This is a genomic window from Streptomyces albus subsp. chlorinus (genome assembly GCF_013302895.1).
In the GTDB taxonomy this organism is placed as follows: domain Bacteria; phylum Actinomycetota; class Actinomycetes; order Streptomycetales; family Streptomycetaceae; genus Streptomyces; species Streptomyces chlorinus.
In genome coordinates, this window is record NZ_VJOK01000001.1 from 6,499,701 (window position 1) to 6,512,412 (window position 12,712).

The window sequence follows — 12,712 nt, forward strand, 5'->3', positions numbered from 1 at the left end:
CCCGCGCCCGTCCCGTGTCCGTGCACGCCGGGTGCGGGGCGGCTCGCGGGCCGCCGTAACGCGCAGAAATGTACGCAAATGGGAGAATCGCCATGACGGGGCCGCTGCCTTGCGCACGCGACCGACGGACGACGACAGGAGGGCCGGGTGGGCCGCCCCGTGGTTGCGCTGGCGAGAGTGCCGTATGTGGCGCCGCCGTTGCTTCTGCTCGGGGGCGTGGCGGCGGACGTGTTCACTCCCCGGCCCTACTACGGGCTGCCGCTGCTGGCCTGCGTCTCGATGGTGGCCGGCATGGTGTACTCCTTCCGGGCGAGCGTCTTGTTCGCGGTCGCGGCCTGCGTCGCGGCGGCGGGCGCCGCCGGGTACGCGAGCCGGGAGTTCTCCGCGCTGCTGACGGACGTGCTCGCGGTCCTGGTCGTCAGCCTGGTGGGGCTGTGGATCAAGTGGCTGGTCGACCGGCAGGGCCGCAATCTGGCCCTCGCGCTGAACGTCGCGGAGGCCGCCCAGCGCGCCGTCCTGCCCGCCCCGCCCGCCGATGTCGGGCCGCTCACCGTGGCCGACCGGTACGTGGCGGCGCAGGCCGGGGCGGCCATCGGCGGCGACCTCTACGCGATCCAGGAGACGCCGTTCGGCATCCGCGCCCTGATCGGTGACGTACGGGGCAAGGGGCTGCGTGCCGTCTCGGCCGTCTCGGTCGCCGTCGGTGCCTTCCGGGAGGCGGCCGAGCACGTGCCGACCCTGCACGACCTGGCCGACCGGCTCGACCGCGCCCTCGACCGGGAGGGCGCCCGGCGCCGGGACAGCGAGGACGACATCGAGGGGTTCGTCACCGCGCTGCTGGTCCAGATCCCGCCGAGCGGCGACACGGTCACCGTGCTCAATAGGGGGCACCCGCCGCCCTATCTGCTGCACGACGGCGCGGTCGTCTGCCTGGAGCCGACCCATCCCGAGCTGCCGCTCTCCACCGGTCTGGGCCCTTCGCACGGAGACCCGGTCGAAGAGACGTTCCCGTTCGCTCCGCAGGACTCGCTGGTGCTGGTGACCGACGGCGTCACGGAGGCCCGCAACCCGGACGGCGTCTTCTTCGACGTGCAGCGAGGGCTGGGGGACACGGGGCTGCGACGTGCGGACGAGCTGGCCGACGCGCTGGTGAAGGCGGTCACCGAGTGGACGGGCGGCCAGCGGCAGGACGACATGGCCGTCCTGGTCCTCACGCGGGGTGGGTGACGTTTTCCACCATCCCCGGTGCGCGATGCCTTGACGGTGCATGGACAATGACTAAAGTCTAGACCAATCGGTTACCCCCCACCGAGGCCGGCGCGGCCGTGCGCCGCACCGGCCTCGCCGCCGGAGGAATTGTCATGCACAAGAAAAGGAAGTGGGCCGCGCTCATCGGTGCCGGGCTCTCCCCGCTGCTCGTCCTCGGCCTGTCCGTGACCCCCGCGAGCGCCCACGGCTACATCAGCGACCCGGCCAGCAGGCAGGCGCAGTGCGCCGCCGGTGTCGTCGAGTGCGGCTCCATCAAGTACGAGCCGCAGAGCGTGGAGGGTCCCAAGGGCCTCCAGGACTGCGCGGGCGGCCACGACGAGTGGGCCGAGCTGCGGGACGACAACCACGGCTGGAACGTGGCGAACGTGGGCAGGTCCGCCACCTTCAACTGGACGCTGACGGCCCCGCACCGCACCACCACCTGGGAGTACTACATCGACGGCCAGAAGATCGCCGAGTTCGACCAGGGCGGGCAGCAGCCGCCGAACCACCTCTCCCACCAGGTGGACTTCGGCGGCTTCTCCGGCCGGCAGACCGTGCTGGCCGTGTGGAACGTGGCCGACACGGCCAACGCCTTCTACGCCTGCGTCGACGTCAACATCGGCTGAGACCGGCTGAGGCCGGCCGACACCGGCCGGCATCCGCTGATCCCTTCGCCCGGTGAACGAGGGTGCCCCCCCTTGCCCGCCCCGGCGGACACGAGGGGGCACCCTCGCGGTGTGGGCCGACGGATGAGCGGTGCGGGGACGGGTGCCCGGCCCGGTGCCCGGCACCCCGTGTGCCCGCGGGAGGCGTGAGCGTGCGGGCGTCAGAGGCCGTAGAGCCTTCTGGCCGTCCCGCCCGCGATCATGGCCGTCACCCGTCCGGCGTCGGACGGTGACCACTCGCCCCGCTCCACCCACTCGCGGGTCAGCTCCGTGACGGCTTCGCGGAAGAGCCGGGCCCCGACCAGGTACAGCTCGGGGAGCGCGTAGGCGTCGGTGGAGAACAGCAGCTTGCCGAAAGGGGTGAGTTCCATCAGCTCGGCCAGCACGGCGCGGGCGCGGGCACCGGTGTGGCAGAGGGAGAGGCCGAAGTCGGCGTAGACATGGGGGAAGACAGCCGCCAGATAGCCGGCGCCGCGATGGTACGGGTAGCAGTGCAGCAGGATCAGCGGGGCGGCGTAGGGGGCGGTGGCGCGGATGAAGTCGGTCAGCAGCAGCGGGTCGCAGTGGTCCAGGCGCAGGTCGGGGTCGCCGAAACCGGTGTGGATCTGGAGCGGCAGGCCGGTCCGCACCGCCGACCACAGCAGATGACGCTCCAGTACGGGGTCGGTGAGCCTGCCGCCCGGAACGCGGGAGGCCAGCCAGCGGTCGGCGGCGGCGTAGATCTCCGCGGTGCCCGGGGGCGAGGGGGCCAGACCGAGGCCGCACCGGTAGGCGGCCACGGACTTGAAGCCGCGTGCCGTGCGCACCGCGGCGCGGATCCCGTCGGAGACCTCCGCGAGGAAGCCGTGGGTGTCCCGCGCGGTGTCCGCGGCCCGCTCGGCCAGCCTTTCGAGCCGGACGATCTCGTGGGCCTCCGCTCCCGCGGCCTCGGCCAGCTCCCCGGGGGTGAGCAGCGGGCCGGGCAGCCCGGTGTCCACCAGCCGGGCCGCGTCCCCGTCCGCGAGCCCCGCGAGCCCCGCCGCGATGACGCCGCCCACGAGCAGGTACGGGTTCGCCGCCGCGTCCACGCACTTGACCTCGGCGTTGGCGCCCTGGGGGTGGCGCGCGGTCCCGGCGATGAAGCGGAGCGCCGCCTCCCGGTTCTCCGGGCCCCAGCACTGGAAGGCCCCGGCCCAGCGGGAGGGGCGCAGTCGCAGATAGCCGGCGGGGGAGGGGCGCCGAGGGCCAGCAGCGCGGGCAGCTGACGCAGCACCCCGGCCAGGAACGCCTCGCACTCCGGCGTCATGCCGAACGGCCCGGTGCCGCCCGCGCACAGGTTCCGCCCCTCCCGCCACAGGCTCAGGTGCACGTGGGCGCCGCTGCCCACCCCGTCCGGGTCCACGACGGGGCCGAACAGCGCCGTCAGCCCGTGCCGCAGCGACACTGCCCGCACGGTCTCGCGCACCAGGACCGCCAGGTCCGCCGCGCCCACCGGGTCGGAGGGCGCCACCGAGACCTCGAACTGGCCCGGCGCGTACTCCGGGTGGATCTGGAGGACCTCGACGCCCTGGCCGGTCAGCGCCGAGAGCACGTCGCGCAGGTAGTCCGAGGCCCCCACCAGCCGGGCCATGCCGTAGGCGGGCCCGGAGGCCGGGAACGGGGCGGGGATGCCGCTGTCCCGGTCCGGCGCGGACCCGCTGGTGACGACCCACTCCGTCTCGAATCCCATCCGCACCTCGATGCCGTGCTCCCGCAGCGCCCGCTCGGCCATCCGCCGTGCGAAGCCGCGCTGGCAGGCGGCGTACGGTGTGCCGTCCTGCTCGTAGCGGTCCGCGGGCGCCCACGCCCAGCCCGGCTGCGCAGCCAGCACCGTCAGCCGCTCCAGGTCCGGCACCAGCCGCAGGTCGCCGCCCGGGCCGCCGATGTGGGCGCTGGTGGTCATCGAGTCGTCCACGAGATAAACGTCGAAGCACGGGGACATGCCGACACCGGTGGCCAGCGCCTGCGGCAGCCGCGCGGCCGGTACGGCCTTGACGCGGGTCAGGCCGGCGTTGTCCACCCAGGTGAGCGCCACGCCGAGCGCTCCCTCCCGGGCGAGCCGCGCCGCGGCGGCGTGTGCCCGCTCCTGCGCGCGGCCGGAATCCCCAGGGCGGCCCAGGTGGCCTGCCGTGTCCGCTGCCGCGCGCGCCGCCGTCTCCGTGTCCTGCGGCGGTGTCCGCCGTGTGGTTCCCATGCTGGAGGCGTTTACTCCCCCCGCGCGATCAGGGCAAGCCGCCGCACGGCGCCCTTTCGGCGCACAGCCTCACGCCCGGGATGTGCCAGCGGCAAGAAGCCTGATGTGACGTGCCTGACTTCGGGGCTAGTTGGGCAGTACCCCCTGTGAGGCCACATCGGAGCGGGGAGGGAAACTTGGAAGGTGGCGAGACCAATGCGGCTACGGTACGGGAGCAGCGGTATGCGCATCACTGACGTCACTGGCGGCGAACCGGCCGTCGGGGACGCCGTGCGGGACGGTACGGGCGAAGGGGCCGCCGCGTCGCCGGCGGTGCCCCGCAGGGTGCTCGGCATCCGGCTGCGAAGACTGCGCGAGGCGCAGTACATATCGCGCCGGGAGGCCGCCGAGGCCATCCGTGTGACGCACCAGCGGATCGAGGACGTCGAGCACGGCCGGACGGGCTGCGCGCTGCGCGACGTCGCGGACCTGCTCACCATCTACGGCGTCACGGACGAGAGCGAACGCGCCGTGCTGACCGCCTTGGCCCAGCAGGCCAACACGCCCGGCTGGTGGCAGGCGTTCCGGGGCGTGGTCCCCGCGTGGCTGCACACCTACCTCGGGCTGGAGCAGGCGGCCAGCGTGATCCGCACCTACGAGGTGCAGTTCGTGCCCGGTCTGCTGCAGACCGCCGAGTACGCACGCGCCGTCATCGAACTGGCGCACGAAGAGGAGCCCGAGGCGGGCATCCAGCGGCGGGTGGACCTGCGCATGAGGCGCCAGCAGATCCTCCGCGGTCCCCGTTCGCCGCACGTGTGGGCCGTCATCGACGAGGCCGCGCTCCGCCGCCCCGTCGGGGGAGCGGCCGTGATGCGCGCCCAGCTGCGGCACCTGGTGGCGGTGAGCGAACTGCCGCACGTCACCGTCCAGATCATGCCGTTCAGCGCGGGCGGCCACGCGGCGGCGGGCGGTCCCGTCACCCTGCTGCGGCTGCCCGAGAGCGAACTGTCCGACGTCGTCTACGTGGAGCAGCTCGACTCGGCCTGCTACCTGGAGGACGAGACGGACATCGAGGCGTACCGCCGCGTGACCGACCGCCTGGTGACCCGCTCGCTGTCCCCCGCCGACACCCGCGGGATGCTGCACCGCATCGCCGAGGAGCTGCCGGACGACGAGCCGGCCCCGACCGTCGCGGGCCGCTTCACCTGCCGCTAGGCACCGTCCGGCACCTCACGCCGGGCCCGCGACGCCTGGTGCCGCCCCTCCCCGCGCCGTCGGACCCGCCCGAGTACACCTGGTACGAGGGCACCCCTCCGTCCCGGAAGCGCGGCGCCGGACGCCGCGGGCCGACCCGACGCGGACGACCGGACGGGGCCCCTCCCGGCCCGCACGGCCCCCCCGACGGGAGCCCCGTCCGTCCCCGTCCGTCCCCGCTGGACCGTCAGGCGGCGTCGGCCATCCGTTCGACGACGGCGGCCAGGCCCTGGCCGCCGCCGATGCACAGGGCCGCCAGGCCGTAGCGTGCTTGGCGGCGCCGCATCGTATGGGCGAGGGTCGTCAGGAGGCGCGCGCCCGTGGCCCCCACCGGGTGGCCCAGCGAGATGCCGGAACCGTGCACGTTGATCCGCTGCTCGTGGTCCTTGTCGGTCAGTCCGAGGACCCGGGTGCAGGCCAGGACCTGTGCGGCGAAGGCCTCGTTCAGCTCGACGAGGTCGATGTCCGCGAGCGTGAGGCCCGCCTTGGCCAGCGCGTCCCGGATGGCCCCCACCGGGCCGAGCCCCATCGTGGCCGCGGGCACCCCGGCCCGGGCGAAGGAGACCAGCCGCACCAGCGGCCGCAGCCCCAGCCGCTCGGCGGTGCCGGCGGTGGTGACCAGACAGGCGGCCGCGGCGTCGTTCTGGCCGCTGGCGTTGCCCGCCGTCACCGTCGCCTCCGGGTCCTCCTCGATGCGCACCGGCCGCAGCCCGGCGAGCTGCTCGGCGGTGGTGTCCGGACGGGGGTGCTCGTCGGCGGCGACCACCTCGGTGCCCTTGCGGGTGCGTACGGTCACCGGTACGGTCTCCGCCTCGAACAGCCCCTGTGCGAGGGCGTGCGCGGCGCGCTGCTGGGAGCGCAGGGCGAGCGCGTCCTGGTCCGCGCGGCTGATGGCGAACTCCCGGCGCAGGTTCTCGGCCGTCTCGATCATTCCGCCGGGCACCGGATGGTTGACACCGCCCGCGGTGACCCGGCCGCGGGCCAGCGAGTCGTGCAGCGTCAGCCCCGGGCCCCTGATGCCCCAGCGGCCCTCGTGCGTGTAGTAGGGCGCCGCGCTCATCACCTCGGCGCCGCCCGCGAGGACAACCTGGCTGAAACCGGCCCGTATCTGCATCGCGGCGTCCAGCACCGCCTGGAGACCCGAACCGCACCGCCGGTCGATCTGGGTACCGGTCACCGACTCCGGCAGCCCGGCGTCGAGCGCGGCGACCCGGCCCAGGGCGGGCGCCTCGCAGGAGGGGTAGGCGTGCCCGAGGATCACCTCGTCGACCAGTTGGGGGTCGATGCCCGTACGCGCGACGATCTCGCCGATCACCAGTGCCGCCAGGCCTTCGGGCCGCTGCCCGGCGAGCGCCCCGCCGAACCGGCCGATGGGGGTGCGCAGGGGTGCGCAGAGGACGATGTCGGACATCTCATGGCCTTTCTGTCGCCGGGGCGTCGTCGGGTGGGGCCTTGCCCTTGCTGTCGTCGTCCGTGCTGCCGGTGCTGCCGGCCTTCCCGGTGCCGGCGCCGCGGTCGTCCCCGTCGGCGGCGCCGGGCGGGGCGGGCAGCACCCGCCGGGCGACGGCCAGCACGCTGCGCAGCGCCGGTGACGGATTGTCCGTCCGCCACGCCAGCGCCGAGCGCAGCACCACGGGCCGGCCCGCCAGCGGGCGGTAGACGAGCCCCGTCTGCTGGATGTGGGTGCAGGAGGTGAGCGTGAGGGTGACGCCGACGCCCATCGCCACCAGGGCCAGGACCGTGTACGAGTCGGGCGCCTCCTGCACCACGCGCGGGACGAACCCGGCGCGCTCACACGTTTGGAAGGTCGCGTCCCGCAGGCTGGAGCCGGCGTCCGCCGGGAAGCTGACGAACGGCTCGCCCGCCAGGCCGGCGACCTCGATCCGCTCCTCGCGGGCCAGCGGGTGGTCGGAGGCCAGCGCGCAGACGAGCCGCTCCTCGGCGATCACCCGGGCCGCCACACCGGGCCGGCTCACCGGCAGCCGCACGAAGCCGAGATCGAGGGAGCCGTCGGCGACCAGGTCCAGGGCCCGGTTCGCGTACGTCTGACCCCGCATCACCAGCTCGATGCCGGGGTGCGCGGTGCGGACCGCGCGCGTGAGCCGGGGCAGCGCGGCATGGCTGGAGGCGCCCGCGAAGCCCACGCTCACCCGGCCGAACTCGCCGCGGCCCGCGGCCTTCGCGAGGCGTGTCGCGGTCTCCAGCCCGGCCAGCACCTCCCGCACCGGCCGCAGGAACGCCTCACCCGCGCCGGTCAGCCGCACCGAGCGCGTGCTGCGCTCGAACAGCCGCACTCCCAGTTCGCTCTCCAACTGGCGGATCTGCTGACTGAGGGGCGGCTGCGCCATGTTGAGCCGCCTGGCCGCCCGCCCGAAGTGGAGTTCCTCGGCCACGGCCACGAACGCGGTGAGGTGGCGCAGCTCCACGACGGGCTCCCTGCGGCCGGACTGATCTGCTCTCCGTATCAAAGAGACTCTAATTTGGTACTGGACGCAGATCAATGGCCGCTGGCAGCGTAGGACCGCACGGGTGGGCACCGCGGGCGCGAGAAGAGGGAGCCGTTCATGCGGATCAGGGTGGTGGGAGCCGGCACCATGGGGCGCGGCATCGCACAGTGGGCCGTCACGGCGGGGCACACCGTCGAACTCGCCGACGCGCGGCCCGAGGCCGTACCCGAGGCGGTCGCCTTCGTCCGCTCCATGCTCCGGCGGGCCGCCGAGAAGGGCCGGCCGGCCCCCGCCGACGCCGACCGGGCGCTGGAAGCCCTCGTCGAGCTGGACTCCCCGTACGCGGCCGGGAGCGGCGCGGCGCCGGAGCTGGTGATCGAGGCGGTGGTGGAGGACCTGGACGTCAAGGCCGAGCTGTTCACCGGCCTGGAGCGGGTGCTGCCCGCCTCCACCGTCTTCGCCACCAACACCTCCTCGCTGTCGGTCACCCGGCTCGGCGCGCGGCTCACCGACCCGGGACGCCTCGCCGGACTGCACTTCTTCAACCCGGTCCCGCTGATGAGGCTCGCCGAGGTGGTGCCCGGCGCCGCCACCCGCCAGGAGGTCACGGCGCTGCTCCGCTCCCTCGTGGAGGGCACCGGACACCGCGCCGTCACCGTGGCGGACACCCCCGGGTTCCTCGTCAACCACGCCGGACGCGGGCTGGTCACCGAGGCCCTCGCGCTGCTGGAGGAGTCCGTGGCGGGACCCGCGGCCCTCGACCGCGTCGCCCGCGACGTCCTCGGACTGCGCATGGGGCCGTTCGAACTGATGGACCTCACCGGTCTCGATGTGACGGCGTCCGTCATGGAGACCGTCTGGACCGGCTTTTGCCACGCCGACCGGCTGCGGCCCTCGTACCTGACGGCCAACCGGGTCGCCGCCGGGCTGCACGGACGCAAGACCGGCGCGGGCTTCTACACCTACGGGGACGGCGCCGCGGGGGCCGCGCCGCCCGAACCCCGCGTCGAGGGCGGCGACCCCGCGCGGCCCCTCACCGTGCTGGGTGACGACCCGGCCGGACTCGCCACCACCGACCGGCCCTCCGGCAGCGCGCTGGTCCTGGTGCCCACCTGGGGAACCACCGTCGCGGCGGCCGTCGCCGGGAGCGGGCTGCCCGCCGACCGCACCCTGGGCGTGGACCCCCTCTCGCTCGGCACCCCGCGCCGGGTGCTGGCGGTGACGGCCGCCACCGGCCGCGCGGCCGTCCGCGACGCGGTGGCCGTCCTCGGGCGGGACGGCCACGCGGTGACCGTCGTACGGGACACGGCCGGTTCTCCCGCCCAGCGCCTGCTGGCCTCCGTCGTGAACGTCGCCACCGGGATCGCCGAGCGCGGCATCGCCGACCCGGACGACATCGACACGGCCGTCACCCTGGGACTCGGGTACCCCCGCGGGCCCCTCGCCTGGGGCGACCACGTGGGCCCGGCCCGCATGCTCGCCCTCCTGCGGGCCCTCCACGAGGAGACGGGCGACCCCCGCTACCGCCCCACCCCCTGGCTCACCCACCGAGCCGCCCTCGGCCTGCCGCTGACGACCCCCATGCCGCCGGTCCCCGAGTGAGCCCCCTCCGGACTCGGGGGTGGCGCGGGGGTGGGTTCGGCACCGCCGGTTTCCCTCGTCGGGGTGCTCGCCGTCGCGGCGGGGAAAGCGAGCCGGCCGCCCTCGGCCTGCCGGTGACGACAACTGCCCGCGGACCTTCGGCGTTACGGCTGCATCGACGAGCACCCGGCGGGGATGTACCCGCAGGACGCCCGCGTGCTGACCCTCCGCGAGGGCACGAGCCGGGTGCGGAAGCTGCTCACCGGCCGGGCGCTGACGGGGATCGACGCCCTGTGAGCCGCGGTGTTCACCGGCCGGCCGGGGACTCGTCCGGGAAGATCCGGGTGACCAGCTTGCCGTCGCGGGTCAGATAGCCGGTCAGCATGCCCTCGCTGCTGTGCGGTGCGTCGAAGGTGCCGTGCCGGTCCAGCGCGATGACCCCGCCGTCGCCGCCCAGCGCGGGCAGCCGCTTGATCAGCACCTCGTAGGCGGCCGCCGCGACATCCCTGCCCTGGAACTCCATCAGGTCGGAGATGGTCGCGGTGGCCGCGCCGCGGATGAAGACCTCGCCCTGTCCGGTGGCGCTGGCGGCGACCGTGCGGTTCTTGGCGTATGTTCCGGCGCCGATCAGTGGCGAGTCGCCGACGCGGCCGGCCATCTTGTTGGTGAGCCCGCCCGTCGAGGTGGCGGCGGCGAGGTTCTTCCTCGCGTCGAGGGCGACGGCGCCGACCGTGCCCTTGGTGGCGTCCTTGAGCGGCTTGCCGTCGCCGTTGCCCTTGGCCCTCATCAGCTCGTCCCAGCGCCGCTGGGTGTAGTAGTAGTCCTGCGTCACCGGTTTGAGACCCTGTTCGAGGGCGAAGTCGTCGGCGCCCTGCCCGGCGAGCAGCACATGCCTGGTCTTGTCCATGACGAGCCGGGCCGCGGTGATCGGATTGCGGACGTGTTTGACGCCCGCGACGGCGCCCGCCTTCAGATCCGAGCCGCGCATGATCGAGGCGTCCAGCTCGTGTCCGGCGTCGGCGGTGAAGACGGCGCCCTTGCCCGCGTTGAACAGGGGGTCGTCCTCCAGGACGTTGACGGCCTTCTCCACGGCCTCGGTGCTGCTGCCGCCCGCCTCGAGCACCTTCTGTCCGGCACGCAGCGCTCTTTCCAGCCCGTCCCGGTAGGCCCTCTCCTTCTCGGGGCTGGTCTCGTCCCGCTCGAGTGCCGTGCCGGCCCCGCCGTGCACGGCGAGCACCACATCCCGCGCGTCCGGTTTCCCCTTGCCAGCCGGGGCCGGTGCGGCGGCTGCCACGGGGGAGCCGCCCGGCGGGCTCCCGCCGTCCCGGGGCACGGTGACGGCCAGGACGGTGACGGTCGTGGCCGCCGCCAGGGCGGGCAGGAGCCAGGAGCGGGTGCGCAGCCGCGGAATCGCGCGCATGGGCGGTCATTCCCTCCGGTCGGTGACCTTGGAACGCGCGCACCCTACTGCGCGGGACCCCTCTTGCTGTAGAGGGCGTCGATCTCGTGTGCGTACGCCTCCGCCACCGCCGCGCGCCTCACCTTCAGCGAGGGCGTCAGCAGCCCGTTCTCCTCGGTGAACTCGCCGTCGACGATACGGAAGCGGCGGATGGACTCGGCGGTGGAGACGGACTCGTTGGCGTAGTCCACGGCGAGCTGGACCTCCGCGACCAGCTCCGGGTCCTCGCGCAGCACGGCGAGCGGGGTGTCCAGTGGCCGCCTGCGCACCGCGAGCCAGTGGGCGACCGCCTCAGGGTCGAGGGTGACGAGCGCGCCCACGTACGGGCGGCCGTCGCCGACGACCATGCACTGCGCCACCGGCGGCCGGCTGCGCAGCCGGTCCTCCAGCGGGGCGGGGGAGACGTTCTTGCCGCCGCTGGTGACCAGGATGTCCTTCTTGCGCCCGACGATGGTCAGATAGCCGTCCTCGTCGAGCCGGCCCAGGTCGCCGGTGGCGAACCAGCCGTCCGACAGCACCTCCTCGGTGGCGTCCGGGCGGTTCCAGTACGAGCCGAAGACGATGCCGCCCTTGACCAGGACCTCGCCGTCCTCCGCGATGCGTACGGCGGTGCCGGGCACCGGGCGGCCGACCGTGCCGGGGCGGGGGCCGAGCGGCGGGGTGACGGTGGCCGCCGCGGTGGTCTCGGTCAGCCCGTACCCCTCGTAGACGACGATGCCCGCCGCGTGGAAGAACAGGCTGAGGCGGCGGTCCAGCGGGGAGCCGCCGCAGATGGCGTAGCGCAGCCTGCCGCCCAGTTCCTTGCGGACGCGCCGGTAGACCAGCAGGTCGTACAGGCCCCAGGCCAGATACAGGCCCGGGGAAGGGCCCTTGCCGGTGCCGAGGAACGTGTGCAGGTACGCCTCGCCGAAGCGCACCGCGATCCGGTCCGCGCGGGCGAAGGAGGAGCCGCGGCCCAGTTTCTCGGCCGTCTCCCGGCCGGTGTCGTGGATCTCCTCGAACAGGTAGGGCACGCCGACGACGAACGTGGGCCGGTAGGAGCGCAGTTCGGGCCGCAGCTCGTCGGGTCGGACGCTGGGGCAGTGCGCGAACTCGATCCGCGCGGACAGGCAGGCGATCTGGAGGGTGCGGCCCAGGATGTGGGCCAGCGGCAGGAACAGCAGGGTCGAGGCGGTCTGCCCGGTGACCTCCTTGAAGATCGGGTGCAGCAGCTGGACGGTGTTCGCCGCCTCGGCGTGCAGGTTCCCGTGGGTGAGCACGCAGCCCTTGGGCCTGCCGGTGGTGCCGGAGGTGTAGCAGAGGGTGGCCGCGGTCTCGGGGCCGAGCGCCGAGCGGCGCCGGGTGATCTCCTTGTCGGGCACCGCCCGGCCCTCGTCGGCCAGCCGGGCGAGCGCCCCCGGGGCGCCGTCGTCCGCGTCGATCCGCCACAGCCGGGGGCGGGCGGGCAGCGCGGCGAGGGCGAGCCGTGCGGTGGCCTCGTGCGCGGACGTCTCCACGAACAGGAAAGCGGCGCCGGAGTCGCGCAGGATCCACTCGACCTGCTCGGCGGAGGAGGTCGCGTAGATGGGCACCGTCTGCCCGCCGGCGGCCCAGACGGCGAAGTCGAGGACGCACCACTCGTAGCGGGTCCGGCACATCAGCGCGACCCGCGCGCCGGGCTCCAGCCCGGCCGCGACCAGGCCCTTGGCCGTGGCGGTGACCTCGCGGGCGAAGGCCGCGGCGGTGACGGGCGGCCAACCACCCGGCTCGCGGCGTCGTACGACGACCGCGTCGGGGGCCTCGGCCGCGTTTATGAAGGGGATGTCGGCGATGCTGCCGCTGGTGGCGGGCGGGACGAGGGGCTCGGCGCGGGCCTCGCGCACGA

Annotated in this window: 8 protein-coding genes and 3 pseudogenes; 5 read left to right on the forward strand and 6 right to left on the reverse strand. The window is 74.3% G+C overall.

Annotated features, from left to right (window positions below; translation table 11 throughout):
* Positions 1 to 147: 147 nt before the first annotated feature.
* Positions 148 to 1,227, forward strand: coding sequence for a SpoIIE family protein phosphatase (locus FM076_RS28150; protein ID WP_173873674.1), 1,080 nt, complete (start codon positions 148 to 150; stop codon positions 1,225 to 1,227).
* A gap of 134 nt (positions 1,228 to 1,361) precedes the next feature.
* The gene (locus tag FM076_RS28155) at positions 1,362 to 1,877 is read left to right on the forward strand and encodes a lytic polysaccharide monooxygenase auxiliary activity family 9 protein (protein WP_173873675.1); all 516 of its coding nucleotides are present in this window, start codon (positions 1,362 to 1,364) and stop codon (positions 1,875 to 1,877) included.
* Between the two features lie 200 nt (positions 1,878 to 2,077).
* On the opposite strand, the pseudogene FM076_RS28160 reads toward FM076_RS28155, so the two are convergent.
* Positions 2,078 to 2,911 (reverse strand): annotated as a pseudogene (locus FM076_RS28160) (amidohydrolase family protein); the annotation flags it as partial.
* A 63-nt stretch (positions 2,912 to 2,974) separates the two neighbouring features.
* Positions 2,975 to 4,128: pseudogene (locus FM076_RS28165) on the reverse strand (glutamine synthetase); the annotation flags it as partial.
* Between the two features lie 222 nt (positions 4,129 to 4,350).
* On the opposite strand from FM076_RS28165, the gene FM076_RS28170 reads away from it, so the two are divergent.
* The gene (locus FM076_RS28170) at positions 4,351 to 5,322 is read left to right on the forward strand and encodes a helix-turn-helix domain-containing protein (protein ID WP_173873676.1); all 972 of its coding nucleotides are present in this window, start codon (positions 4,351 to 4,353) and stop codon (positions 5,320 to 5,322) included.
* A gap of 226 nt (positions 5,323 to 5,548) precedes the next feature.
* On the opposite strand, the gene FM076_RS28175 is transcribed toward FM076_RS28170, so the two are convergent.
* Together FM076_RS28175 and FM076_RS28180 are read right to left on the reverse strand one after the other, a co-directional pair.
* The gene (locus tag FM076_RS28175) at positions 5,549 to 6,772 is read right to left on the reverse strand and encodes an acetyl-CoA C-acetyltransferase (RefSeq protein WP_173873677.1); all 1,224 of its coding nucleotides are present in this window, start codon (positions 6,770 to 6,772) and stop codon (positions 5,549 to 5,551) included.
* A 1-nt stretch (position 6,773) separates the two neighbouring features.
* Positions 6,774 to 7,787, reverse strand: a complete 1,014-nt coding sequence (locus FM076_RS28180; RefSeq protein WP_173873678.1) for a LysR substrate-binding domain-containing protein — start codon at positions 7,785 to 7,787, stop codon at positions 6,774 to 6,776.
* A 138-nt stretch (positions 7,788 to 7,925) separates the two neighbouring features.
* Between FM076_RS28180 and FM076_RS28185 the strand changes: the two genes are divergently transcribed.
* Together FM076_RS28185 and FM076_RS34270 are read left to right on the forward strand one after the other, a co-directional pair.
* Positions 7,926 to 9,410 (forward strand): 3-hydroxyacyl-CoA dehydrogenase, encoded by a 1,485-nt coding sequence (locus FM076_RS28185; protein ID WP_173873679.1) that lies wholly within the window; start codon positions 7,926 to 7,928, stop codon positions 9,408 to 9,410.
* 144 nt (positions 9,411 to 9,554) lie between these two features.
* Positions 9,555 to 9,686: pseudogene (locus FM076_RS34270) on the forward strand (acyl-CoA dehydrogenase); the annotation flags it as partial.
* A gap of 10 nt (positions 9,687 to 9,696) precedes the next feature.
* On the opposite strand, the gene FM076_RS28190 reads toward FM076_RS34270, so the two are convergent.
* Together FM076_RS28190 and FM076_RS28195 are read right to left on the reverse strand one after the other, a co-directional pair.
* Complete coding sequence (locus FM076_RS28190) at positions 9,697 to 10,809, reverse strand: isoaspartyl peptidase/L-asparaginase family protein (protein ID WP_173873680.1); 1,113 nt, start codon at positions 10,807 to 10,809, stop codon at positions 9,697 to 9,699.
* A 44-nt stretch (positions 10,810 to 10,853) separates the two neighbouring features.
* Positions 10,854 to 12,712, reverse strand: a 1,859-nt coding sequence (locus FM076_RS28195; RefSeq protein WP_173873681.1) for an AMP-dependent synthetase/ligase, incomplete at its 5' end; no start/stop codon positions are given.